Source organism: Paraburkholderia gardini, assembly GCF_907164575.1.
Taxonomy (GTDB): Bacteria; Pseudomonadota; Gammaproteobacteria; order Burkholderiales; family Burkholderiaceae; genus Paraburkholderia; species Paraburkholderia gardini.
Genome location: NZ_CAJQYY010000005.1, coordinates 88391 through 113972, shown reverse-complemented (window position 1 = coordinate 113972; position 25582 = coordinate 88391). Strand labels below are relative to the sequence as shown.

The following is a 25582-nucleotide window of genomic DNA, read 5'->3' as shown; positions in this document are numbered from 1 at the left end:
GCGCGGACGTCGACGCGTTTTTTGAAGGTCAGGGCGCGCGCCAGCGGCCGCGCCGGATGTGTATCTTGTGACACAAACCAGTCAGATCGACGCCACTCCGGATGCTTTCAGGTTAAAGGCAAAATGGGCCCTGCAAACGCCTGGCCGCGGTGAACCGTTGCCTGTGGCGGCACGGCAATCGCGCAGCCGATGCCGGATGATTAAATCACTCCCGCGGGAACAGTCGTTGCTGACGACAGCGTTATGAAAGAACACGCGTCAACGCGTCGGGAGTTCCATGTGCACTGTTTTACTGGCTGACGACAACGTCCACGACATAGAAGCGCTCAAGCGCGTTCTGGAGCACGAAGGGCATCGGGTGCTGACCGCCGATAACGGCGCCGAGGCGTTGCTTTCGGTGCAGCGCGAGCGCCCGGACGTCGTGATCACGGACTGGAACATGCCGCTCATGGACGGCGTCCAACTGTGCTTCCAGATGAAGCGTCAGCCGGCGCTGGCGTCGATTCCGGTGATGATGGTCTCGGCCTCCTCGCCGCCGGGTATCAGTGCCGCGCCGTGGACCGTCTTCTACCGCAAGCCCGTTTCGATGCATCGTCTTCTCGAACGCGTCGGCGAACTCGTACCCCCGCAGCCAGCGAAGGGTTGATTCGTCGACGATTCATCGAGGCCGGGGCATTCGTTTTGCGTTTTCCCGCAGCCGGTGAATTCCGGCGCATGGCGGCCGATGCGGGGCATGCGTGGGGGCGCCCGTGCGATACAATTGCCGGCGGCCTGAACAACGGAAAATCAATGAAGATTCGGACTCTATCTCTCGCCTGTGCGATGACTGCTGTGATGCTCTCGGCAGGATGTACGGCCGTCTACAGGAATTCGGACGCGTGCGAGCAGATGACGCGTGAGAAACTCGCCGAAAAGTATCCGCAGAAGCTGACGGTTTCGCATACCGGCGCGGCCATTCGCGGTGAGCGGGTCGTCGTGGAAGGTCAGTTCGAGGCGCCGCCCAAAGCGGCGTCCGGGGTGGCGGCTTCGGGCGTCGTCGCCGCTTCGGGCACGCCGGCGGTTGTTGCAACCGGCAAGAAAAAGAAGGTCTACACCGCCACGGCTGCGGAGTGCATATTCTCCGGACCGGATCTGACAGCGTTTCGCTGGCTCGCTCCAGCCGATCTCGCGAATCCCGACGACGAAGCGTCGGAATAAAATCTCCCTGTGAATACGTGTGGCACGGCGGGGCCTGGTTCACAGTGCTACGATTGAACCACCGCCGACCGGGAGGACCATGATGGACGGCTTTGTCAGACATCAGATAGAAGGCGCGTCGGTGGACATCGACGTTGTGCCCGTCAATCCACGTGGCTTCTGCGCGCGGTTCCGCATTTTTCGCGACGCGGCCGACCGGCCCGAGTGGCACCAGGTTCACATCTCCGGAAGCGTGTTCGACACGGCGGACGAAGCCGAAGAAGCGGCCCGCTCGATGGCGCTCGAAAAGGTGCTGGCGCGCGGTTCATAGTACGGCGGGCATCGCCGGCTGGGCATTCGCCGGATGCCTGTGCCGCGCCGACCGTACGCACCGGGCCAGCCGTTCACCAAATTGCGCCGCATTTCCCGCGAAGAAGCGCTCAACCGCTTTCCCGTCGATCAGCCGCTGGCGCAGCGTCTCGCGCTCGCCGTGGTCCGTCGCCAGCCGGGCAGCGGCTTCGATATACGCATCCACCGTTCCGGCTATGGTCCACGAAGGCATGCCCGCACGCGTGAACATCGCGCCGTCGATATGCTCGAACACCTCGGGCCCGGTCTTGCAGACGCCCGGCAGGCCGACCGTGAGCGCATCGACGATGCCGTTTGTATTGCCGAACGGGAACGGGCTGATAAACATGTCGGCGTCGTTCACGCGCGCGAGATAGGCCGGGTAATCGTGAAAGCCGTGAACATGCGCGCCCGGCAGAACGCGTGCGATGACTGTGCGCATGTGCGCGTGCTGCAGTCCGTTGCGTGTGCCTGTCATGAAATGAAACTGCACGGGCACGCCTGCGCGCTTTTGAATCCGCGCGCAGGCTTCGAGAAAACGTGGATTGATCTTCATGGCGCTCGCCGTGACGATAATTTTCACGACGCCGCGCCGTGCCGGCACGCGCGGGACAATTTCCGGAAGCGCGGCTGACGGACGATAGGGCTGCCCGTCGACAGGAAGCGTCAGCAGCGTTTCGCTAAAGCATGCCGGGTCGCCGACGTAGTCTTCCTCGACGCTCACATAATCGATCTGCGCGGAGTGCGTGGTGGCCGGATGGCCGAGTCCCGCTACCTGCAACGGCGCGACACGCAGATTCGACAGGAACACCGTCAGCACGAACATGCCGACGCTCGGCATGTACAGCACCTGCGCCTCGCGGGCTTTTGCGAATTCGCGGATCGTGCCCAGGCACTCGCCGATATAGTCGGGCTCCTCCAGTTCGATGAACCGGTCGAATATCGCGCGCCCCGCAGCATCGACGGCATACCCGAAACCGAAACCGACAACCTCGAAATGCTGCCGTGCCGCTTCGATTGCACGCGAATGGGTGCGGTAGATCGAGTGGCCGCCCGAAAACCATTCCACGACAACGATCATCAGCGGCTTTCGACGGCCGCGCCCGGATGGCCGTCCCGACCCAGGGTCGAGGTCCGCGAGGCCCAGCCGCGCGAGCTTGCGCCGGACCAGCACGTTGACGTCCTTTTTTATTGCGTGCCGTGCCGGTGAATCCGCGTAGCTGCAATACATATAGACGTTGTGCAGGATGTCCGTTGGCAGCGCGTCGAGGTCGTCGATCTGTGCGAGCTTGCCGGGCAACCAGGCGAGCAGCGCCTCGCGTTTGGCGTGCGCGGCAGGCGAGCCCTGGAATTCGGGTGAGAGCAGGGCGAGCGCGAGTCCCGCGGCGAGTGCGCTGTTCCTGACCCAGAGCGCGTCGAGATCGAGCGCCAGATCCGACTCGTTCGAGTAGAGCAGCCAGCGCTTCGAGCGGGCCGGGCCCTGGCGCGGGGTGGTGGCGTCTTGCGCACCGCGCCCGTCCAGATAGCGCGCGACGTGGTCCGCATTCCCCAGTGCCGTTGCCGCGAAGATCGCACCGATCCACGGATGCAAGCCCAGTAACGCCGCGTATTGCAACGGCGTGGGGATGCAGCCGGGATTCGCCAGTAGCGAACCCGCCGCGCCCGCAAGACGGGTGAGAAAGCGCTCATGCTGCCCGGCTGCAGTCAGCCCCGTCATCGACGATGCGCTGAAATCGTCGCCCAGTTCGCCGTGCCTTGCGCGCAGATGGGCGAGGATCGCGATGAACTGGTCGAGCGCATGGCCGGTCTCGCCGGTATGCACGCGCTGCTCGAGCAGGTCGAGGCACAGGTTCTGAGGCATGTTCATCCACATGATAAATCTGTATGACTAACTAAACGGCGTGGTCGGATACCCATCGACATCCGCTGCATTCTCGCAGAAACCGGACCGCCTGTGCGTCGATTCCAGGAATTTGGGAGTTTTCTTGTATCTGATAGATGACCCGATTTGTAGGATTCGATTGTCGTACGTGTAGGGGAATTCTGTCCTGCGCGTCGGTGTGGCACTTTCGGGCACGTCATGCTTTTGCGGATCGCGGGCGGGCCGGCGGCGGGCGCATGGCGATCGTGTGCGCGGCCTGGTTCTTGTTCTGTTTCTGTTAATTCGGATTGCGAATGACGTGTTGATTCTATGTGGCTTTTCAGGTCGAAGAAGCCGCGTTGACACCGGCTGTCGTCCGGGCAGTCACTACTCGTCTTAAGGTATCAAATGAATAAATCGCACCGCGTCGTCTGGAACGACGTCACGAACACGTGGGTCGCTGTGTCGGAACTCGCTACGGCAAGACGGAGTAAGGCTTCACGGCGGGCCGGCGTGGCCGTGGCCATGGCTGGTCTTGGCGCGATGACGCTTGCGCCCTCAGCCGGCGCTGTTGAAGCGGAAGACGCCAGACAGATGCAGACCATGCTCGCTACCTTGCTTGCCGGGTCGGTCGCGACTACACAGACCCCTGTGCTTACCGCCGCGCCTGACCCGACGATCTATATCGCCGTGAGCCCGAACGTGACACAGGGCAACGCGACGCACGCCAGCGATGCGACGAACGCAATGGCCATTGGCCCGGTATCGTCGGCCATCGGCGAAAACTCAACGGCGATCGGCGCCGGGTCGTTCGCGGCCTACGACGGTTCGACGGCGGTCGGTGCAACGGCGGGGGCGCTCGCCCTGAACGCGACCGCGATCGGAAGTAGCGCCACGACTGGTTCGGACGCGGAAAACTCGGTATCGATCGGTCACTTCGCGAAAACGTACGGCGCAAATACATTGGCACTGGGCGGGTTGACCACCGCGCGCGGTGAGGATTCCGCTGCTATCGGCACGAACGCGATCACGGCCATCGAAGCGGACCGTTCGATGGCGCTTGGGGCGAATGCCGCGGCAAACGTGAGCGATACCGTGGCACTGGGTAGTGCGTCGGTTGCTGATCGCGAGTTCACCGTCTCGGTGGGCAACAGCACGACACAGCGGCAGATCGTCAACGTGGCGGGCGGCACCCAGGACAACGATGCGGTGAACGTCACGCAGTTGAAGGGGGTGATCAACGCGATGGGCGGTGGCGCGGCACTGAATCCGGACGGTTCGATGACGCCGCCCGCCTACACAGTGGGCGGTGAGACGTACACAAACGTTGGCGACGCGATCACGCATGTAGATGGTGCGGTAACGAACGTGTCGAACATTGTCAACAACATCGAGAACGGCGCGGGCATCAAGTACGTGCACGTGAACTCGACACTCGATGATTCGAGCGCCGAGGGTGTGGACTCGGCTGCGATCGGCGGCAACGCGCGCGCCACGGCCGACAACGCGGTCGCGCTCGGTGCCAATGCAGTCGCAGACCGCGCGAACACGGTTTCCATTGGCGCGGCGGGCAACGAACGTCAGCTGGCCAACGTCGCGGCCGGTACGGCGGATACGGATGCCGTCAACATGTGGCAGTTGCGGCAGGCCGGCATCAACACCGACGGCGATGGTAACGTCACGAACGCGTTTGTCACGTATGACGACACGTCGAAAGGGCACATCACGCTGGGCGGCGCGGATTCCGCTGCCCCGGTTGGCATTTCGAACCTCAAGGCGGGCGCTGTCGCCGAAAGTAGTCAGGATGCGATCAACGGTGGGCAGTTCTACGGTCTGGCGAGCAGTGTTGCTGACGCGATCGGGGGCGGCGCGAGCGTCAACCCGGATGGCTCGATGACAGGCCCGACGTACAACATCGGGGGCGACACCTACACGAACATTGGCGATGCGATCACGCATGTCGACGGCGCGGTGACGAACGTCACCAACGTGGTCAACAACATCGAGAACGGCGCGGGCATCAAGTACATGCACGTGAACTCGACACTCGATGATTCGAGCGCCGAGGGTGTGGAGTCGGCTGCGATCGGCGGCAACGCGCGCGCCACGGCCGACAACGCGGTCGCGCTCGGTGCCAATGCAATCGCTGATCGTGCGAACACGGTTTCCATTGGCGCGGCGGGCAACGAACGTCAGCTGGCCAACGTCGCAGCCGGTACGGCGGATACGGATGCCGTCAACATGTGGCAGTTGCGGCAGGCCGGCATCAACACCGACGGCGACGGCAACGTCACGAATGCGTTTGTCACGTACGACGACACGTCGAAAGGGCACATCACGCTGGGCGGCGCGGATTCTGCTGCCCCGGTTGGCATCTCGAACCTCAAGACGGGCGCGGTCGCGGAAAACAGCGGAGACGCGGTTAATGGCGGGCAGCTGTACAACCTGGCTAACAGCGTCGCGAGTGCGATGGGTGGCGGCTCGGCTGTCACGCCCGACGGCGCCATCTCGCCACCAACGTATACGGTGGGTGGCGACACCTATCAGAGCGTGGGTGACGCGATCACGCACATCGACGGCGATGTGACCAACGTGATGAACGTGGTCAACAATATCCAGAACGGCGTGGGCATCAAGTACTTCCAGACACGCTCCACATTGGCGGATGCCGTGGCGAGCGGAGACGAGTCGATCGCAATCGGCGGCAACGCGCAGGCGAGTGCGGATAATTCCGTTGCGCTGGGCGCCAACGCCACGACTACAGCCGATCTTACCCAGGCAGCGTATCGGCCTGGCTCGGGCACGGTGGCGGGTGCTGTGCCCGTCGGTGAAGTGTCGGTCGGGTCGGCTGGCAATGAGCGTCGTGTGACGAACGTTGCAGCGGGTGCGGCAGATACCGATGCCGTCAATGTGAGCCAGCTGAAATCGGTGGTCGCGGGCAGCGTCGCCGACGCGGTGATGTACGACGATCCGGATCACACGGGCATTACGCTGGGTGGCTCGGATTCCACGACACCCGTACATCTGGGTAACGTCGCGTCGGGTCAGGTGGTGGCCAACAGTACCGATGCCACGAACGGTGGCCAGATGTACAACCTGGCCAGCACGGTCGCCGATGCGCTTGGCGGGGGCACCGCTGTCAATCCGGACGGCTCGATTACGCAGCCCACGTACATCATCGATGGCGACACGTACCACAGTATCGGCGACGTGGTGACGAACATTGACGGGCGCGTGACGACCAACACGAATTCGATCACGAATCTCACGCAGATCCTGAACAACATCACGAACTCCGGCGTCAGCGTGAAGTATGTGCACGTCAATTCGACGGGCGACGATTCGGTCGCGTCGGGCGCCGATGCCGTGGCAATCGGGGGCAATGCACGGGCGAGTTTCGATAACTCGGTGGCGCTCGGGGCGAATTCGACGACGGACCGGGCCAATTCCGTATCGGTCGGCTCGGTCGGGCACGAACGGCAGATCACCAACGTCGCCGCCGGTACGGCGGATACGGACGCGGTCAACGTCGCGCAGCTGAAGCAGGCAGGCGTCATCGATGGCAATGGCAACACAAAGACAGCCGTCACCTACGACAGCCAGGACGGTGTGACTGACTACGCCAGCGTCACGTTTGGAAACGGCGCCGCGAATGGCACGGTTCTGCATAACGTCGGGACCGGCACACTCGATTCCGACGCGGTGAACGTCGGGCAGTTGAACGACGCGCTGGGGAAAATCTCGAACGACATCGCGAGCGGCGGCAGTCCGTTCCTGAGTGTGAACGGCGACCGCGACAACGAACCGGCACTGGCAAGCGGTACACACGCGGCTGCTCTGGGCGCGAACGCGGTAGCGAACGGCACCGATGCGGTCGCGTTTGGCGCGAACGCCAATGCCACAGGAAACGGCGCGACCGTGGTCGGGTCGGGCGCCAGTGTGCGAGCCACGAACGCGACGGCGCTTGGCTGGGGTAGCTCGGCGAGCGCCGATGGAGCGGTCGCGCTGGGCGCCGGCTCGGTGGCCGATCGGGCCAATTCGGTTTCGGTGGGCAGCGTCGGTGCCGAGCGGCAGATCACGAACGTGGCGCCTGGCACGCAGGGCACGGATGCGGTGAACGTCAACCAGTTGAACGCCGCGCTCGGCCAGACCAGCCAGTCGATCCAGGATCTCGACCGCAGTACGCGCAAGGGGATTGCCGCGGCTTCTGCGTTGCAGATCGTCACGCCGTACCTGCCGGGCCGCACGACGCTGAACGCGGGCGTGGCGGGCTATCGCGGACAGGCCGCGCTGGGTCTTGGCGTGTCGCGCTGGAACGAGAAAGGCACGATCAATTTCAACGCGGGTGTCGCGTCCTCGGGCAGCACCAGCACGATCGTGCGTGCCGGCATCGGCATCGTTCTTGGCGATTGATGGAATCCGGGCGTCCGGCACTGTGTGAGGGAGCGGGTGGCGCGATACATCGATTGATCGTCGCCCGTTCCGAAGGAAAGTTATGAAACACTCGATTCTCGCGGCAGCTATGGCTGCCGCGCTTACCGGTTGCGCGGGCACAGCTTCGCGCGATCAACTGAACATTCAGAACCCAACTGTGTTGCAGCGAGGTTTCGGTACGCCTCAAGACATCTCGTCGGGCGCGGCCACGAAGCAATGGACCGACGTCTACACGCAGATCAAACACCGTGGCGATGTGCTGGACACCCTGCAGGGCCGGCTCGATGCTGCTGGCCCGCGTAAAGACAGCTATGCGGGCGCAAAAGCGCAGTGCTGGATCAACGCAGGCAAGGAAGCGTTTGCTGCGCACGACGACTGGGGCTTCGTCGAAGAGGCTATCGGCGAGGCCGCGCGACTCACCGTAAGTCTGGACGCCGCGGATAGCGCTACGTCATCCACGGCTCAAGCGGCGGCGCAGTCCGAAGCACAGGCGAACCCCGCGCTTCGGACGGTGACAAAAGTGCGCCCAGACCTGTGGGAGCAACTGGCGAAGATTCGGGTCGATCCACGATTTGCCTGGTGTCCGCAGGCACGCAAGCTGGTCGCGTGCTCCGAAGTCGAACTCATGTACGCAGGCCATGAAGCCTGGACGCGTGCGTTCGACAAGGCGAAGCAGCGTACCGACGCGCTTCAGGATCAGGTCCGGGCCAGCGAGCAGGCGCTGTCGAGTTGTGCGGTGCCTGCGCCGCCGCTGCCGAAGGTCATGTCGCTCTCTTCGGACGCGCTCTTTGCATTCGACCGGGGCGATGTACCGGCCATCACGCCACAAGGGCGCGCTCAACTCGATGATATTGCGAACCGGCTGCGAGGTAGCGGGTTTACCGACCGCATGACCGTGTCGGGCTATACGGACCGGCTCGGCACTTCCCTTTACAACCTCAGGCTGTCGCAAGAACGTGCGAACTCGGTCAAGCAATACCTGATCAGCAAGGGTGTGACGATTCCGGTTGACGCACAAGGTTTCGGCAAGGCAGACCCAGGCACAGCATGTACAACGCGCAACCGGAAAGCCTTGATCGAGTGTCTGGCACCCGACCGGCGCGTGGATATCCGGTTCGTTGGGCAAAAGACCGTAACGCCCTCGCAGTAATTCGGGCGACAAGAAGCCACGTGCGGTGATTGATTCGCGCTCCGCGCCGATCAATCACCGCACATGGCCAGGCTAAAACGCGTAGTACGGACCGGGGCCGGCGGGTGTCGCACGGGAATCGATGGCCGTGAAGACCTTGCGTCCGAAGAAAAACGGCAGACCCCAGTCGAACACATTCCCTGCGGTACCGGCGAGGTTGTTGAACGCGAAGTTTGACGTCGCGAACAACGTCTGGGCGTTGCCGACCGGGAACGACTGGGTGTTCGTCGCGCTGTCGGTTCCCTTGATCGTGGCGACTGACGTTTGCGTCGATGTCGGGCAGTACCAGAGTCCGCAGACCTGTAATGTCGAACTGGTGAAGAAGAGTCCGTTAGAACCGCTATCGAAGAAGCTCTGCGTGTACGGCTTTCCGTCGACGGTCGTGGTGACGTAACCGGTACCCGAATTCGCCTTGAGAACCGTCACGCCATCCAGGCTGTTGTTTGCCTGCGTCCCGATGCCGAAAATCAGGGAGCCGGCTACGGACGGAGAGCCGGTGTCAGGAACAGCCGGCAGGTCGATGACGACACCGTTGTTGTCAAATGCAAAACGGCTGACAGGATTGGTCACCTGCGATGCGACGGGTTGCGCGGTGGATGTGCAGGTGCCGTCGGACCCACAGGCGTAGTACCAGCGCGGTAGCGCGGCGCGGGCGCAACTTGCGCCGCAATCCGCGGCAAAGAGTCCGATGCCCAGAATACCGTTGCCGTGAAGCGCGCCCGTTGTCATCAGTGCGAGCCCGGCGCTTCCGCAATCGGCGGGCACGGTCGGCACGGACGCGTCAGCAATGATGTGGACGGGCAAGGCCGCGGCGATTTCGCCGGCCATGCGCACGTCGGCGCTGCGCACCGCGCCCCATGTGTAGCCGGTACCGAACACCGCACACTGGCCGACTGTGCCGGTCGCCGAGGGCAGGGCGGGCAAGGTCAGGTCCGCCGGTAACGCGGAGGCGAGCAGGCGTAACCCCTGCGACCCCGTGTCGACCTGAATATTGTCGATGGTCGCGCAGTGATCCGTGCCCGGTTCGCATACTGTGACGCTCGTCATCAGCATGTTGCGCGTGAGTCCGGGCGTCGCACTTACGGTGACGGGCTGCTGGTTGGGAACCGTCGATTGCTGCACGGGAGGATTGACTGGCGTGCTCGCAGCAACCGGAGTCCCGGTGGGGGGTGTCGCGGAGGCGGGCGCGCCCGCGCCCTCACTGGTCGTTTCTCCCGTACCTCCGCCGCCGCAACCGGCGATTGCAGCGCAAAGCAGTAACACGCAGGGCAGAAACAGTCTTTTCGCCATTGCGTCGGCCCCTTTAGCGCAGGTCGTCGGCGGAGACGCCAGCGGGGAGTGCGCCGGGCAGCCAGGCGCGTCCCACGTAACTGCGCATCTGGCCACCCGATTCGACGACGACATCAGGTTGCGCAATGCGTGTCGCGTGAAGGGTGCTCGCGCGGGCCTGAGCGGACGCGGCGCCGTCGCGCCACGAATCGTAGAAGCTGCCGAGGAGTGTCTTCAGGTCGGGCATCGTCGGGCCTTGCCAGGTATAGGCGAAGACCTGTCCGGCGGGCGTCGTGTATTCGCTGATCGTTGTGCCGCCGTCGTCGGTTGTCGTTCGTACCTGGAACGAGCCGCTTTTCAGCGAATGCACGATGGCCGTGCCCGCAGCAGGGGGGCGCGCAGCCATGCGGCCCAGTTCCGCGCGGCACGCACCGGGCGCGCTCATTGCACCGGCCAGCACGGCGGCCCACACGGCGTAAAACGGAATGACCTTGCTCATTGATGTATCCGGGAGAGTCTTTTCAGGTGGTGTTGAAACGTTCATTTCAAGATAACACCTGGTTTTCCTGATTAATCTGAAGTCCTTTGAGAAGAATCTCGATCGGTCTCGGAATTTTCGGTGGAGGATGTCGGAAAATATCTTACAAAATAGGAATCTAGGACGATTTTGGGTGCAGTCCCGATTGCGTCCGGAATGATTGCCAACTGTTAATTTTTGGGCGTGTCGGAAGACGTTTGTGCCCGGTTCGGTGGGCCCTGGATTTGAGGCGATTCGTCGCCCCCGTTTACGCCCAAATGCGGGTTTTTGCACTTCCGGGCGCGGGACCGGTAAAATCACGGGTTGATCCACGGAAACTTGCCGTGGCGTAGCGGAAGGATTCCCTGAACATGACTGATCGTCGTCTTACCCCGCGGTTCGCAGCATTGCTGGTGGCAGGCGGGCTCGTCGCCGGCTGCAGCGCGCCGTCGCCCACTCAAGTCGATTACAAGAGCGATTCGAAATCGAAGGAAGTGTCGCTGGCCGTGCCGCCGAACATGATCGAAGAAACGGCCGATCAGCGGTCCCTGCCGCCGCAGGGCGGCGAAACATCGCTGTCCACGCTGAAACAGGTCCAGGAAACGGCGCCCGTCACGAACGCAGTGGTGCCGGCGGTCGCGAACATGCACATCCAGCGCGACGGCACCGAAAGCTGGCTCGTGATCGATAACAGGTCACCCGATCAGGCATGGCCGCAAATCCGCCGTTTCTGGCAGGAACAGGGTTTCCTGCTGGTCGTCGACCAGCGCGACAAGGGCGTGATGGAAACCGACTGGAACGAAACGCACGCGCAGATCAACGATGGCTTGATCCGCAATACGCTGTCGAAGGCGATGGGCACCTCGTATGTGACGTCGGAACGCAATAAATATCGCACGCGTCTCGAACCGGCGCCGAATGGCGGCACTTACGTGTTCGTGAGCCAGAAGGGCATGCGTGAAGCGCTGACCGGTCCGAACAACGACTCGAGCCAATGGCAGGCGAAGCCCAATGATCCCGCCCTCGAGACCGAATACCTGAAACGCCTGATGGCCTCGCTGGCGGTGGCCGACTCGCGCAGCCAGACCGGCTCGCAGTCTGCCGCGGCGTCGCCGGCAGGGGCGCAAACCGCGCCTGCTGCGGCAACTGGCGCTTCGGCCGCGAAATCGGCCGCGGCCGCCACGGCGGCGCAGAACGTCGCGCTTGCCGCGCAAACCCCGACGCCGGACGAGCGCGATGCGGGCGGCAGTCAGTACACGTCCACGGAACTCACGCTCGGCGAGCCGTACGATCGCGCCTGGCTGCGCGTGGGCCTGGCGCTCGATCGCAGCAACTTCACGGTGGACGACCGCGACCGTACGAAGGGCCTGTACTTCGTGCGTTACGTGGATCCGAAAGACATGTCCTCGGCTGAGCAGGGCTTCTGGAGCCAGGTGTTCCACGGCAAGAAAGAGAAGGTCGCAAAGCAGTATCGCGTGAATGTCCGTGCGGTGACGCCGAACCAGACGCGCGTGGCAGTCGTCGACGAAAAGGGTGAAATCGATTCGTCCGCACCGGCCAGGCAGATCATGGCACTGGTGGTCGATCAGCTGCACTGAGCCTGAGCCGCGGTTCTCAAGCGACGTGTGACATCAAACCCGCCTGGCTGGCCCGCAGGCGGGTTTTTTGCGCCCGGAACCAGAAGAAGTAGCGTTTCGCCCGTTGATGGCCTGTGCGCCCGCGCGCCGAACCTCGCTCACCCGGTGGCAGTGGTTTTGCCCGCCAGCCTCCCCGGCGGCGGGCAATTTCCGGTTCTCGCGGGCAGGGCGGATGACTCTCTAGCCGGCCTCGCGGCTGCGTGCGCCGAAACCTGGGATGCGTTTGATCACACCCGTTGCCAGCGCCGTCCCGACGAGAATCACCGCGCATCCTTCGACCATGGCGGACGAAACCTGCTCGCCGAGAAAGAGTGCGCCCCACAGGATGCCGAAGATCGGAATCACGAACGTGACGGTGATTGCACGAGCGGGCCCGGCCACCGCGATCAGGTGGAAGAACAGCATGTACGCGACGCCGGTGCACGCGACACCCAGCGCGATCACGGCGCCCCAGGCATGCACGGAGACCGGCGTGACGGGCCACGTGGCGATGGCGACCGGTAGCAGGAGGATCGTCGCGCCCATCATCGTGCCGGCGGCGACGGTAAGCGAGTCGACGCCCATCAGATGCCGCTTCGTGTAATTCGCCGCGATGCCATACAGCAGCGTCGCGCCGAGCGCGGCTGCAGCGGCGAGCGCGGTGGTCGCGGGCGTGACGCCTGCGCCTTGCGGTGCGGCGATCTGCTCCCACACGAGCATCAGCACACCGAGAAAGCCGATCACCATGCCGAGGCTGCGCAGTGCGCTGAGCCGGTCCTTGAGCCACAGGAACCCGACGAGCGCGCCCCACAGCGGCGTCGTCGCGTTGATGACCGACGTCACCCCGGCGGAGAGCGTCAGCTCCGCATAAGCGAAGAGGCAGAACGGCGCCGCCGAGTTCAGAAGGCCCACGACGACGAGTGGCCACGCGCGGCTGCGAAGTGTGCCGAACGCTTCGCGCGCGGGACGTCGCGCGAGCAGCACGGCGAAGAGAAACAGCGCGCCGATGCCGACGCGCAGCGCCATCAGCGGCGCGACGCCAAAGTCGCTCACCCCGACGCGAATAAACAGGAACGATGCGCCCCACAGGGCCGCGAGGATGAGTAGCTGGACGAGATTTTTGAGGGTCATCGAAGGAGCGTCGCGCGCAGTTGGGTCGCGACTCGCAGGCATGGTAGCACCGGCGTCCTGGGGAATACTTCAGGCTGGAGTGAAACAGCAAGCACGCGCGCACCGCCTGCGCGGACACCTCTCGTTATCGTGACGCCGCCCCGCACGCAGGCGGCGCCACGACGATCCGGATCCGCCCCCCGCCATGCACGGCGGGACACGCCCGGCTAATGCAAAATCAATGTGGAATCATCCCCGTCAGCACGTTCTGCTGCAGCCAGACGAGAACCCCGAGCAGAACAGTGAGAAGACTCCTTCGTTGTTACAGGAATCGACGCGCTATAAAAAATCTGATCGTCGCGCCGCTTGAGACAGGACGGACCGAAGCGACATCGTCGGACTACACACGTTGTTTCGCTAATTAAACAGACAGTTCGCAAACCAGTCGCAGCATAGAGCCCTGCCCCGCGCCGTTAAGAGGGGAAACTACCGGCGAGGAGGATTTGAAGGCAAAACGAAAGAAAGCGATCTGATTCGATGCGTTGGCATGGCAACGGACACGCTCTTCCATCACGCAGGATGACTACGTTCCGAACCGCGACGATACGGTCCTAGTGACCGTGTCCTCCGCCGTGGTAGTAGCCGCCTCCGCCGTGGTGATACCCGCCGCCGTGATAGTAGCCGCCGTGATAACAGCATCCGCCGCCCCAGAATCCGAAGCCGATCGCGACCGAAGGCCCATACCAGGCGGGATAGCCGTAATACGCGGGGTAAGCCGGGTATGCAGGGTATGCGGGGTAGTAGGCCGGCACGGCGGGGGGCACGTAGCCGGTCGATGCGGTGTTTTGCTGCGTCGACTGCGTCGGCGGCACCGCCTGCGTGTAGACGCCGTTCTGGTCAGTCTGCTGGCCGGCGGGCATTTCCTGTTGGGTCGCGGCGGCAGGGACGGCGTTGTAGCCGTACGGATAATAACCGTATGGGTAATAACCGTACGGGTAGTAACAGCCGGACAGCGCCAGCAACAGGGCGGCCCCGGCTGAACGAAGGATGATGGAGACGGGCTTCATGACGCACTCCCTGACTGGTCACGCTACGTGGCCACACCGCGCGCGGCCAGCACATCATTCCCATGCGTGGCCGCGTCCATTGCGTCGCCTCGCCGGGCGATGCGCTTCCTCGAGCTTACGCCGACGTCGGCCATATGGGGTTAGGAAGCGGTTACCGCATATTTCAGGGTCACCTTGCCCGTGGCAGTCAAGCGACGCAAACCGGCGCGCTGTTCGTGCGCGACCGTCGCACGTGGATTTCGAGCCACATGAGCCGCGCCCCAACGGCAGCGCGCACAAGCTCAGCTCACACAAAGCGTCATTCCATCGCTTACTTGCCGACCTGATTCCCGATTACACCGCCGACGGCGGCACCGCCGAGCGTCGACAGCGTGCTGCCGCCGATCGCGGCGCCCGCCGCGCCACCCACGCCCGCGCCGATTGCCGTGTCCCGTGTACGCGGACTCATGCCGTCGCAGGCCGACAGACTCGCGACCACCGTGACCAGGGCCGCAATCGCGCTCACTCGCTGAATCGCTTTCATGGTGACACCTCTTCCTGTCTGGATGATGAAAGAAGAAGCATCCCGCGTTCCTGCCCATCCGATGGGGGCGAAGCCCGCTGCTACACGGCACGCACAAAAGATGAAGCCCGCCGAAGCGGGCTTCCTTGCCTGCCGTTCACGCGCGGCATCGCGTGTTTGCGGCAGTTATGGCCATCGCCGTGAATTACTGCCGTTGATAAATCTCAGCGCCTTTCTTCAGGAACTCGATCGACTTCACTTCCATTCCCTTCTTCAAGGCTTCGTCGTCGCTGATGCCTTGTTGCGCCGCGTATTCGCGCACGTCCTGCGTGATCTTCATCGAGCAGAAGTGCGGCCCGCACATCGAGCAGAAATGCGCGACCTTCGCGGAGTCCTTCGGCAGGGTTTCGTCGTGGAATTCGCGTGCCTTGTCCGGGTCGAGGCCGAGATTGAACTGGTCTTCCCAGCGGAATTCGAAGCGTGCCTTCGACAGCGCGTTGTCACGCACCTGCGCGCCCGGATGACCCTTCGCAAGATCGGCGGCGTGCGCGGCGAGCTTGTACGTGATGATGCCGGTCTTCACGTCGTCCTTGTTCGGCAAGCCCAGGTGTTCCTTCGGCGTCACATAGCACAGCATCGCCGTGCCGAACCAGCCGATCATCGCGGCGCCGATGCCCGACGTGATGTGGTCGTAGCCCGGCGCGATGTCGGTCGTGAGCGGCCCGAGCGTGTAGAAAGGCGCTTCGTCGCACCATTCCAGCTGCAGGTCCATGTTCTCCTTGATCAGCTGCATCGGCACGTGGCCGGGGCCTTCGATCATTGTCTGCACGTCGTGCTTCCACGCGATCTGCGTGAGTTCGCCGAGCGTCTTCAGTTCGCCCAGCTGCGCTTCGTCGTTCGCGTCGTAGATCGAGCCGGGGCGCAGGCCGTCGCCGAGCGAGAAGGCCACGTCGTACGCCTTCATGATTTCGCAGATGTCCTCGAAGTGCTCGTACAGGAAGCTTTCCTTGTGATGCGCGAGGCACCACTTCGCCATGATCGAGCCGCCGCGCGACACGATGCCGGTCATGCGCTTCGCGGTGAGCGGCACGTATTGCAGACGCACGCCCGCGTGAATCGTGAAGTAGTCGACGCCCTGTTCGGCCTGTTCGATCAGCGTGTCGCGGAAGATTTCCCACGTCAGGTCTTCCGCACGGCCATTGACCTTTTCGAGCGCCTGATAGATCGGCACCGTGCCGATCGGCACCGGCGAATTGCGGATGATCCATTCACGTGTTTCATGAATGTGCTTGCCGGTGGAGAGATCCATCACCGTGTCGCCGCCCCAGCGGATCGCCCACGTCATCTTGTCGACTTCCTCGCCAATCGACGACGTGACCGCCGAGTTGCCGATGTTCGCATTCACCTTCACGAGGAAATTGCGGCCGATGATCATCGGTTCGCTTTCCGGGTGATTGATGTTGTTCGGGATGATCGCGCGGCCGCGCGCCACTTCCTCGCGCACGAATTCCGGCGTGATTTCCTTCAGCGCATCGGGGCCGAACGCGCTCGCGCCGAACGCCTGGCCCGGATGCTGGCGGCCCATCATCGCGGCGAGCTTTTCGCCGTTCGGACCGCTCGTACGCAGGCTTTCCAGATATTCGGCGCGGCGCTGGTTCTCGCGAATCGCGATGTATTCCATTTCCGGCGTGACGATGCCTTGCCGCGCGTAATGCATCTGCGACACGTTCTTGCCGGCTATCGCGCGACGCGGCGTGCGATGCAGGCCCTGGAAGCGCAGGTCTGCCGTGGCGGAATCGGCGGCACGTTCGCGGCCGAAGTCGCTCGTCAGGCCGGGGAGCGCTTCGGTGTCGCCGCGCGCTTCGATCCAGCGCTGACGCAGCGCGGGCAGACCCGCGCGAATGTCGATCTGCGCGTCCGGATCGGTGTACGGACCCGACGTGTCGTAGACATAGACCGGCGGATTCTTTTCACCGCCGAAGCTGTCCGAGGTGTCGGACTGCGTGATTTCGCGCATCGGCACGCGGATATCCGGCTGCGAACCGGTGACGTAGACCTTGCGGGAGTTCGGCAGGGGGGCGACAGCAGCAGCATCGACGTGAGCGTCGGCGGAAAGAAACTTCGGATTGGCGTTCATGCATATCTCCTGTGTGTCGACCAGAGTTCGCGTGTCGGCCGGAGTTGGCGCTTTAGCGCTTACTTCGGCCCCATGCAAAGCACTATGGGGAAGCCAGGCGGGAGACGAGACGGAAGGAGTCGGATTTCGTTGTGGCGTGAAGCAGGTGAGGCGGCGAAATCCGTACGCTTCCCTGCGCTGGCATTATCCAGATCAGGTTCAAAGGGTATTTCTCACCCACGAAGCACACCGACCATCGTTCGATGCGCCACGCAGGACCCCCGCGTTAGCAGCGCACACAATACACCGGGTTTTGGGCGCATGGCAACCCGTCTCGAAAAAATCGCCGCGGCCAGCGGCGCGTGATTCATGCCGGCATTTCGTCTGACCTTGTGGCTTTCTTTCGACTTGCGTTGTTGCCGGACACACGTCTGGCGGTAACCATTTCGTAATCTTCGGGGCTCGCCGCGCACCAATAAAGGCATGAGTCGCTCCCCGTAACGATCGTCCTTTTACTTTTACGGCAGCGGTGCTGCCATACCCGCAAAAAAAATTCGCCCGCGCTGTCATAACAGCGGATGCGCAACGACAAACGTGCAGATTTCCAGACGGAGCCTGCCATGCAAATGCTTTCAACCCGATCGTCGACATCGCGCGAACCGGCACGTTGCGCGCACGTGGTGCGTGCTTTCGTGCTGACGCTCGCACTGGCGACGAGCGGTGTCGCGCAGGCCGCTACCGCGATGTGCACCGCGCGCAGCCCGGCGCATCGCGTCGCGCTCGTCGAGCTGTACAGCAGCGAGGGTTGCAACAGCTGTCCGCCCGCGGACCGCTGGCTGAGCCAGTGGAAGGGCGGCGGCGTGCCGGAAAGTGTTGTGCCGCTCGCGCTGCACGTCGATTACTGGAACAGCCTCGGCTGGACGGACCGTTTTTCGCAGCATCGATTCACCGAGCGTCAGCAAAGCCTGACCGATCGCGCGGGCGGTCACACGATCTACACGCCGGAAGTATTCGTCTCCGGGCGCGAACTGCGCAGCTGGTCGCAGCGTTCCAGCTTCGAATCGCGCGTGCAGGACGTGACGGCAAGTCCCGCCCAGGCCGATGTCGCGATCGCCCTCGCCCCGCTGGCCACGGGTGCGGCAGCCGCGCTCGATGTCGACGCCACCTTTACCGCGCGCGCAACCGGCAACGACAGGTTGAACGCTTACGTGGCGGTCTATGAAAACAACCTGAGTTCGCAGGTGCGCGCCGGCGAAAACAGCGGCGCGACGCTGCATCACGAGCGGGTCGTGCGGCAATGGATCGGGCCGGTGCCGCTCGTCGCCGGTCACGCGCGGATTCATCAGGATGTCGCGTTGAGCGCATTCGATCGCGATGCCGGTACCGACGCCGGCACAAATACGTCCACGTCAGGGAATAAATTCGGTGTGGTTGCGTTCGTTGAGAATGCCGCGACTGGCGATGTGCTTCAGGTGGCCGATCTCGGCGCCTGTCACTGAACCGTCGCTTTACGGATCCACCGATCCACTGATTCACGGAAACTGAGGAGCATTCGATGCATACGTCCCGTCTTCACGCCAGCGCCGCGCCGCCGGCCGCGCCCGCGAGTGGCGCGATACATCCGGCCTGGGTGCGCGTCACGCACTGGCTCAACGCGCTTGCCGCCATCGTCATGATGCTGTCGGGCTGGCGCATCTACGATGCGTCGCCGATTTTTCCGGCGTTCATGTTTCCGCCGTCGCTGACGCTCGGCGGCTGGCTCGGCGGCGCGCTGCAATGGCATTTCGCCGCGATGTGGCTGCTGGTTTTCAACGGCCTCGTATACCTCACGCTCAATCTCGCGGGCGGGCGCTTCTGGCACAAGTTCCTGCCGCTCTCGCCGCGCGCGATCGCCGGCGATCTCGTGGCCGCGCTCACGGGCAAGCTCTCGCACGCCGACCTGCGTCAGTACAACGCCGTGCAGAAATTCGCGTACCTGTTCGTCATTGGCGACCTGATCGTGCTCGTGCTGTCGGGCCTCGCGATCTGGAAGTCGGTGCAGTTTCCGCTGCTTCGCGAACTGATGGGCGGCTACGACACGGCACGCATCGTTCATTTCACCGCGATGTCGCTGATGGCCGCGTTTATCGTCGTGCACGTCGCGATGGTCGCGCTCGTGCCGCGCTCGCTGCTCACGATGCTGCGCGGCCGTCAGGGAGGTTCCAGATCATGAAGCCGGAACACAAACCCGCTATCAAACTCGACCGCGAATCGATCCTGATCGACGCCCGCCGCGAACTCGCGATGCCGTCACGGCGCCTGTTCGGCAAACAGATTCTGACGCTCGGCGGTCTCACGATGCTGACCGGCTGCTCGATCACCGACAACGATTCGGTGAACACGTTTCTTACCGCCGTGTCGCGTCTGAACGACAGCGCGCAGGCGTTCATTTTCGATCCGAAGCAGATGGCGCCGACCTACACCGAAGCGCAGATCACGCGGCCGTTTCCGTTCAACGCGTTCTACGATATCGACGACGTGCCGGAAGTCGATGCGTCGAGCTACAAGCTCCAGCTGGGCGGCCTTATCACGGGCAAGAAGACGTGGACGCTGCCCGAACTCTACGCATTGCCGCACGCCGAGCAGATCACACGCCACATCTGCGTGGAAGGGTGGAGCGCGATCGGCCGCTGGGGCGGCACGCCGTTCGGCGATTTCCTGCGACGCGTGGGCGCGGACACATCGGCGAAATACGTCGGCTTCAAATGCGCGGACAACTACTTCGAAAGCATCGACATGCCGACGGCGCTGCATCCGCAGACGCTGCTCACGTTCGACTACGACGGACAGCGCCTGCCGCCGAAATACGGCTTCCCGATGAAGCTGCGAATGCCCACCAAGCTCGGCTACAAGAACCCGAAGCACATCGTCGAGATGTTCGTGACGAATACGTATCCCGGCGGCTACTGGGTCAATCAGGGCTACAACTGGTTCGGAGGCTCCTGACGCGCGCGGATCATGCGTGCGGGCCCGCAGAGGTTTGTACAGGTTTGCATGGGGACCACACGGCATGATCCCGGACGGCAGAAGCTTCAGCAATACCCGGCACACGCCGGTTCAATCTTTGACAACAAAACGGAGTGATCTCATGAAAAAGCTCGTAATCGCCGCACTGGCAATCGTATCCCTCGCTGGCGGCACGTCGGCATTCGCGCAGGCAGCCAGCGGCGCGATGGCTAACGGCGCGATGTCGCACGATTCGATGTCGAAAGACTCGATGTCGAAGGACTCCATGTCGAAGGACTCCATGTCGAAGGACTCCATGTCGAAGGACTCCATGTCGAAAGACTCCATGTCGAAAGACTCCATGTCGAAAGACAAGATGAGCCACAAGAAGATGAAAAAGGGCAGCGACGCGATGGGCATGAAGCACGAGGCATCGGGCGCAATGGCGAACTGACAGGCACACGCGGCATCCGCGCGCCGCGCGGATGCCGTCATGCCGCCAGTATCGGTGTAACAGGGACCGGACCCGCTCGCGCGGGCCCGGTCCTTTTTCGTGGGCCGCAGCGATTATTTATTACGTTTGCTTTCAGTGAGACCGGCCGGCGGTATTGCATAATGCTGCCGATGCCCGCTGAACGCAGGCTCGATCCGCGCTTAATCCGCGTCATTGCGTGTCAAGTCGGCCCATTTCCCGCCAGCAAACGTTTCCTGCCGTACTGCCGCCATGTCGTCCTGCTTCAATCGCTTATCCGCCTCTTCCGGGCGGCGCACGCCCCCACGTTCCCATGCTGCCGCCTCCCGGCTGGCGCCTTCATCGGCGTGGGCGGGTTGAGCGCATGTCGTTCCAGTTTCCCGAAACCTTCCCGTTTCGCGCACCGAAGACACCGCAAGGCCGGATCGCGCTCGCGCTGGCGGTTGTCTATATCGTGTGGGGCTCGACGTATCTCGCCGTACACGTGGCGCTCGGGTCCTTCCCGCCGCTGCTGCTGTCGGGGCTGCGTAACCTGTTCGCGGGCATTGGCCTCTTTGTCTTCGCGGTGCGTCGCCGGCCGGCCTGGCCGACGGCGGCGGAAGTCCGCAACGCCGGGCTCGTCGGCACGATGCTGGTGGGCTTGTCGAGCGGCATGCTGGCTTACGGGATGCGCACCGTCGGTACCGGCACGGCCGCCGTCATGGTCGCCACCGTGCCGCTGTTCGCGACCGTGATCGCGGCCCTTGCGGGCCGCAAGATCGGCAAGGGCGAATGGTTCGCGATCGGTCTCGGCCTTGCCGGTATCGCGATCCTGAGTCACGGCGATACGTCGCCGGGATCGGCGGGCGGCAGTCTCGCGATTCTTTGCGGCGCGCTCTTCTGGGCGGGCGGCGCGCATCTGGCCGGACGGCTGAAACTGCCGTCCGACCTGTTTCTGTCGACATCGCTGCAGATCGGCCTCGGCGGTGGAATGGCGACGCTCGTCGCGTGGGTATCCGGCGAGCGGATGCAGGCGGTGCACTTCCTGCCGGTGGTCGCGTTTCTGTATCTGATGCTGGTCGGCACGATGGCCGCGTACGTCGCGTATGGCTACCTGATCCGCCACACGAGCCCGATCATCGCGAGCAGTTGCATGTATGTGAATCCAGTCGTCGCGGTCGCGCTCGGCGCGTTGCTGCTCGGCGAACCCGTGACGCGCTCGACCGTGGTCGCGACCGCGGTGATTCTGTCGAGCGTGGGCCTGTCGTTCTTGTTCGACTCGCGTCGGCGCCGCGTCGCCTGACTGGTTTTTTCTCGACCTGCGTGTCTGGCCTGTAGTCCAGTCGCCGGACAACTGAAGCCGAAACCAGCCTGATTTAAAGGCGCGCGGCGAGTTCCGCGCCTTCGCGGATTGCACGCTTCGCGTCCAGTTCCGTCGCGAGCGCCGCACCGCCGATCACGTGAAAACGCGGGCCACCTGTGTGGGGCGAGGCGGGCGCGGCGGGGTACAGGTCGCGCATCGATTCCTGCCCGGCGCATACGACGATCGTTTCCACCTCCAGCCACTGTTCCTCGCCGTTGCGCGCGATCCGGATGCCGCGCGGGGCGATCTCCAGATACGACACGCCATCGAGCATCCGCACGCCGTTACGTATCAGCGTCGCACGGTGCACCCAGCCGGACGTCTTGCCGAGGCCCGCGCCGGGTTTGCCCGGCTTGCGCTGCAGCAACCAGATGTCACGTGGCGGCGTGGCGGCTTCAACCGGCTTCAGGCCGCCGCGCGTCGTGACGGCGAGGTCGACGCCCCATTCGTCGAGCCACGCTTCGCGCGTTTGCGGCAACGGCTCGCCGTCGCGATGCAGCAGGAACTCGCTGACGTCGAAGCCGATACCGCCCGCGCCGATCACCGCGACACTGCGGCCCACCGGCGCGCCGAGCAGGACGTTGACATACGACAGCACGTTCGCGCCGTCGATGCCGGGAATCGACGGGCGACGCGGCACGATGCCCGTCGCGACGATCACGTCGTCGTAGTGGGAGGCCGCGAGCAACGGCGCATCGACGCGCGTTTGAAGGCGCACGTCCACGCCGTGCCGGTCGAGCTGGCTCTGGAAATAGCGGATCGTTTCGGCAAACTCCTCCTTGCCGGGAACGCGCATCGCCAGATTGAACTGCCCGCCGATGGTTGAGCCCGCATCGAACAGCGTCACGCGATGACCGCGAAGCGCGGCAACCGTCGCCGCCGACAGACCCGCCGGCCCCGCGCCGATCACCGCCACCGCGCGCGGCCGCGCCATATTGGCGAGCGGCCGGTACACGAGTTCGGTCTCGTGCCCCGCGCGCGGATTCACAAGACACGTCGCACGCTGGTTCCTGAACGTGTGATCGAGGCACGCCTGATTGCAGGCGATGCAGGTGTTGATTTCGTGCGTGCGCCCTTCGGCGGTCTTCACGACGAAGTCAGGATCGGCCAGCAACGGCCGCGCCATCGAAACAAGATCGCCCGCGCCTTCGGCGAGCAGCCGCTCGGCGACTTCGGGTGTGTTGATGCGGTTCGATACGATGACGGGCACGCGCACGGCGGCCTTCAGACGCGCGCTCAACGACGCGAACGCCGCGCGCGGCACCGACGTCACGATGGTCGGCACACGCGCCTCGTGCCAGCCGATACCGGTGTTGAACATCGTGACGCCCGCTGCTTCGAGTGCCCGCGCGACCTGGACGGTTTCGTCCCACGTGTTGCCGCCTTCGACCAGATCGATCAGCGACAGCCGGTACACCACGATGAACGGGCTGCCGCACGCCGCGCGTATGTGCTCGACGATCTCGCGTGCGATCCGCATGCGGTTTTCGATGCTGCCGCCATAGCCGTCCGTGCGCCGGTTCGTGCGCGTGCAGAGGAACTGGTTGAGCAGATAACCTTCGCTGCCCATGATCTCGATGCCGTCGTAGCCCGCGCGCTGCGCAAGCCGCGCGCAACGCGCGTAGGCGCGCACCGTGCGCGCGATGCCGGCTTCGGTGAGCGCGCGTGGTGTGAACTTCGAGATCGGCGATTTCACAGCCGATGCGGACACAACCAGTGGCTGATAGCCATATCTCCCCGCATGCAGGATCTGCAGCGCGATCTTGCCGCCTTCCTCATGAACTGCTTCAGTCAGTTTGCGGTGATTGTGCAGATCGAGGACTGAATTGAGCGTGCCGCCGAACGGCAACAGCCAGCCTTCGCGATTCGGCGAGATGCCGCCCGTGATGATGAGTCCGACGCCGCCCCGTGCGCGCTCGCGAAAATACGCTGCCAGCTTTGGGTAATGCCAGAACCGGTCTTCCATGCCGGTATGCATGGAGCCCATCACGACGCGGTTGCGCAGCGTCGTGTAGCCGAGGTCGAGCGGTGCGAGCAGATGGCGGTAAGACATGCAGGGTCGCTTGTAAAGTCGGGATGCCGACGAACGATACACGGCGATGCGTGTGCAATGCCGCAAAACTGTCGAGGAAAAATTCTAGCCCCCGCGAAAGCATTGAATCGCGGGGCTTTTCGTTGCGGTAATCGTTTCATGACGACCCGAGGCACACCAATTGCTCGACTGGATCGTCCGAACGATGCGGACATCGTGTCTGGAGAAGACACGTCCGCCAGGGATATGAAAGGCCGCCGGCGTTTAGACGAAGGTACTGCATGACGCCATTTCAACGATCGACGAAACAGGTGCCGGCAGAAAACGGCGACCACACATTAACGGCTTAAAGCCATTTGTGAGAGGTGGAGAACATGAAGCTTATCCGAACCATGGCGGCGCTGGCTGGCGCGGCATCGATCCTGTCGGCGTGCGGTGGCGGCACCAACGACGTCGGCAAGGAGCTCGGGTTGACGAACCCGGTTATTCACTTCGTTCATGCAATCCCGAGCGGCCCGACTGTCGACTTTCTCGTGAACGGCGCAGCGCTGCAAACCAAAATCGACTACAAGGGAGTGACGAACTTCGCGAACATCAACACCGGACAGACCTCGGTGGCTTATGCCGCGACGGGCACGACGACACCGCTTGCAAGCGGCTCGTTTCCTGATGTCGCGAAAGGTCATGAATACACGGTGCTCGCGGTCCCCGGGCTGCCGACACCGGATATCGGCCTGATCGACGATCCGTTCGACAAGGGGCTGCTGTCCAATAGCGCCCGCGTGCGTGGCTTCAATGCATCGGTGAACGCCCAGAACATCGACCTGTATCTCGTTGCGCCGGGCACCGACATCACAACCGTGAGCCCGACGATGTCAGGCCTTTCGTTCAAGAATGCGGTGCCTGCAAGCGGCCAGGATTCGATCTATGTGAACGGCGGCACGTACGTGCTGATCGCGACGACGGCGGGCAGCAAGACGAAGATCTACCAGTCGGGCTCGTTCACGCTCGGCAATAACGCGGACTGGCTGATCACTTCGGTGCCGACCGCGGGCGCGCTGAGCCAGGCGATTCCGAACCAGTTGCATATGCTCGTCGCGCAAGGCGGCAATACGACCACGCCCGCGATCGAACTGAACGATACCCTCACCGGGCTCTGATGCCGGTGAAACGGCTCGCGCTGGAATAACGCAGGCGACATGGCGGGGGGGGGCACGACGGCGATCCACGAGCGTGGATCGCCGTTTTGTCTTGATACATGCGCATCCGCGAACCGGATGCACAAACAACAAAAAATGCCCGTCGCGTTCGGCGCGACGGGCAGGCAGCCCTCGGAGGCCAAAGTCAGGGCGCGCACCTGAAGGCGTGCGCGGACAGCGGATTTACTTGGCCTTTTCCGCCGAGTTCGAAATGGCGTTGCCGCCTTTGGAGATATCCTGGCCCGCGCCCGCAACGGTATTGCAGCCGGTGACCAGCATCGCGGACCCTGCGAGCAGAAGCAAAGCGATCAGTCGAGTCATGAGTGTTCCCCTTATGAAGTGTGGCA

At 63.4% G+C, this 25582-nt stretch carries 21 protein-coding genes; 12 read left to right on the top strand and 9 right to left on the bottom strand.

The genetic code is table 11. From position 1 onward, the window contains the following. Window positions 1–277 precede the first annotated feature (277 nt). The 3 genes from LPA34_RS05875 to LPA34_RS05865 all read left to right on the top strand — a co-directional run bounded on the left by LPA34_RS05875 (window position 278) and on the right by LPA34_RS05865 (window position 1507). Entirely contained in the window at window positions 278–646 is a 369-nt protein-coding gene (locus LPA34_RS05875; protein ID WP_228975925.1) for a response regulator, read from the top strand. Window positions 647–789: 143 nt separating this feature from the next. Next, window positions 790–1197 (top strand): hypothetical protein, encoded by a 408-nt coding sequence (locus tag LPA34_RS05870; RefSeq protein ID WP_228975923.1) that lies wholly within the window; start codon window positions 790–792, stop codon window positions 1195–1197. 121 nt (window positions 1198–1318) lie between these two features. Further along, window positions 1319–1507: a hypothetical protein gene (locus LPA34_RS05865; RefSeq protein WP_228975921.1), complete on the top strand. Its 189-nt coding sequence runs from the start codon at window positions 1319–1321 to the stop codon at window positions 1505–1507. Here LPA34_RS05865 and LPA34_RS05860 read toward each other — a convergent pair. Beyond that, the gene (locus LPA34_RS05860) at window positions 1502–3385 is read right to left on the bottom strand and encodes a glycosyl transferase family 1 (protein WP_228975914.1); all 1884 of its coding nucleotides are present in this window, start codon (window positions 3383–3385) and stop codon (window positions 1502–1504) included. The two genes, LPA34_RS05865 and LPA34_RS05860, sit on opposite strands and share 6 nt — an antisense overlap. Before the next feature lie 408 nt (window positions 3386–3793). On the opposite strand from LPA34_RS05860, the gene LPA34_RS05855 reads away from it, so the two are divergent. Continuing rightward, window positions 3794–7798 (top strand): ESPR-type extended signal peptide-containing protein, encoded by a 4005-nt coding sequence (locus LPA34_RS05855; RefSeq protein WP_228975912.1) that lies wholly within the window; start codon window positions 3794–3796, stop codon window positions 7796–7798. Window positions 7799–7880: 82 nt separating this feature from the next. Continuing rightward, the gene (locus LPA34_RS05850; protein ID WP_228975910.1) at window positions 7881–8969 is read left to right on the top strand and encodes an OmpA family protein; all 1089 of its coding nucleotides are present in this window, start codon (window positions 7881–7883) and stop codon (window positions 8967–8969) included. 72 nt (window positions 8970–9041) lie between these two features. Here LPA34_RS05850 and LPA34_RS05845 read toward each other — a convergent pair whose 3' ends face one another. Together LPA34_RS05845 and LPA34_RS05840 are read right to left on the bottom strand one after the other, a co-directional pair. Next, window positions 9042–10298 (bottom strand): DUF3443 domain-containing protein, encoded by a 1257-nt coding sequence (locus LPA34_RS05845; protein WP_228975908.1) that lies wholly within the window; start codon window positions 10296–10298, stop codon window positions 9042–9044. A 13-nt stretch (window positions 10299–10311) separates the two neighbouring features. Beyond that, window positions 10312–10776, bottom strand: coding sequence for a DUF2844 domain-containing protein (locus LPA34_RS05840; protein ID WP_228975906.1), 465 nt, complete (start codon window positions 10774–10776; stop codon window positions 10312–10314). Window positions 10777–11165: 389 nt separating this feature from the next. Between LPA34_RS05840 and bamC the strand changes: the two genes are divergently transcribed. Continuing rightward, window positions 11166–12392 carry an outer membrane protein assembly factor BamC gene (gene bamC, locus LPA34_RS05835; protein WP_228975904.1) on the top strand — a complete coding sequence of 409 codons (1227 nt, stop codon included), beginning with the start codon at window positions 11166–11168 and terminating at the stop codon, window positions 12390–12392. A 219-nt stretch (window positions 12393–12611) separates the two neighbouring features. Here the strand turns inward: bamC and LPA34_RS05830 are convergent, their stop codons facing one another. The 4 genes from LPA34_RS05830 to thiC all read right to left on the bottom strand — a co-directional run bounded on the left by LPA34_RS05830 (window position 12612) and on the right by thiC (window position 17226). Continuing rightward, on the bottom strand, window positions 12612–13541 hold the full coding sequence (locus LPA34_RS05830; RefSeq protein WP_228975903.1) for a DMT family transporter: 930 nt from the start codon (window positions 13539–13541) through the stop codon (window positions 12612–12614). A gap of 590 nt (window positions 13542–14131) precedes the next feature. Beyond that, entirely contained in the window at window positions 14132–14587 is a 456-nt protein-coding gene (locus tag LPA34_RS05825) for a hypothetical protein (protein WP_228975900.1), read from the bottom strand. A 310-nt stretch (window positions 14588–14897) separates the two neighbouring features. Then, window positions 14898–15110, bottom strand: coding sequence for a glycine zipper 2TM domain-containing protein (locus LPA34_RS05820; RefSeq protein ID WP_228975898.1), 213 nt, complete (start codon window positions 15108–15110; stop codon window positions 14898–14900). A 184-nt stretch (window positions 15111–15294) separates the two neighbouring features. Further along, on the bottom strand, window positions 15295–17226 hold the full coding sequence (thiC, locus tag LPA34_RS05815) for a phosphomethylpyrimidine synthase ThiC (protein WP_228975896.1): 1932 nt from the start codon (window positions 17224–17226) through the stop codon (window positions 15295–15297). Between the two features lie 605 nt (window positions 17227–17831). Here thiC and LPA34_RS05810 point away from each other — a divergent pair. The 5 genes from LPA34_RS05810 to LPA34_RS05790 all read left to right on the top strand — a co-directional run bounded on the left by LPA34_RS05810 (window position 17832) and on the right by LPA34_RS05790 (window position 21944). Then, window positions 17832–18704, top strand: coding sequence for a DUF1223 domain-containing protein (locus LPA34_RS05810; RefSeq protein ID WP_411178819.1), 873 nt, complete (start codon window positions 17832–17834; stop codon window positions 18702–18704). Window positions 18705–18760: 56 nt separating this feature from the next. Then, the gene (locus LPA34_RS05805) at window positions 18761–19417 is read left to right on the top strand and encodes a cytochrome b/b6 domain-containing protein (RefSeq protein WP_228975894.1); all 657 of its coding nucleotides are present in this window, start codon (window positions 18761–18763) and stop codon (window positions 19415–19417) included. Further along, window positions 19414–20190 carry a molybdopterin-dependent oxidoreductase gene (locus LPA34_RS05800; RefSeq protein WP_228975892.1) on the top strand — a complete coding sequence of 259 codons (777 nt, stop codon included), beginning with the start codon at window positions 19414–19416 and terminating at the stop codon, window positions 20188–20190. Before LPA34_RS05805 ends, LPA34_RS05800 begins: the two co-directional genes overlap by 4 nt. Window positions 20191–20332: 142 nt before the next feature. After that, the gene (locus LPA34_RS05795) at window positions 20333–20644 is read left to right on the top strand and encodes a pentapeptide MXKDX repeat protein (protein ID WP_228975890.1); all 312 of its coding nucleotides are present in this window, start codon (window positions 20333–20335) and stop codon (window positions 20642–20644) included. Between the two features lie 382 nt (window positions 20645–21026). Further along, window positions 21027–21944 carry an EamA family transporter gene (locus LPA34_RS05790; protein ID WP_228975888.1) on the top strand — a complete coding sequence of 306 codons (918 nt, stop codon included), beginning with the start codon at window positions 21027–21029 and terminating at the stop codon, window positions 21942–21944. A gap of 73 nt (window positions 21945–22017) precedes the next feature. Here LPA34_RS05790 and LPA34_RS05785 read toward each other — a convergent pair whose 3' ends face one another. Then, window positions 22018–24057 carry an NADPH-dependent 2,4-dienoyl-CoA reductase gene (locus LPA34_RS05785; protein ID WP_228975886.1) on the bottom strand — a complete coding sequence of 680 codons (2040 nt, stop codon included), beginning with the start codon at window positions 24055–24057 and terminating at the stop codon, window positions 22018–22020. Between the two features lie 353 nt (window positions 24058–24410). On the opposite strand from LPA34_RS05785, the gene LPA34_RS05780 reads away from it, so the two are divergent. Next, window positions 24411–25196, top strand: a complete 786-nt coding sequence (locus LPA34_RS05780; RefSeq protein WP_228975884.1) for a DUF4397 domain-containing protein — start codon at window positions 24411–24413, stop codon at window positions 25194–25196. A gap of 222 nt (window positions 25197–25418) precedes the next feature. Here LPA34_RS05780 and LPA34_RS05775 read toward each other — a convergent pair whose 3' ends face one another. Continuing rightward, a complete protein-coding gene (locus LPA34_RS05775; protein WP_228975881.1) occupies window positions 25419–25556 on the bottom strand; it encodes an entericidin A/B family lipoprotein in 138 nt (45 codons plus the stop codon). Window positions 25557–25582 lie beyond the last annotated feature (26 nt).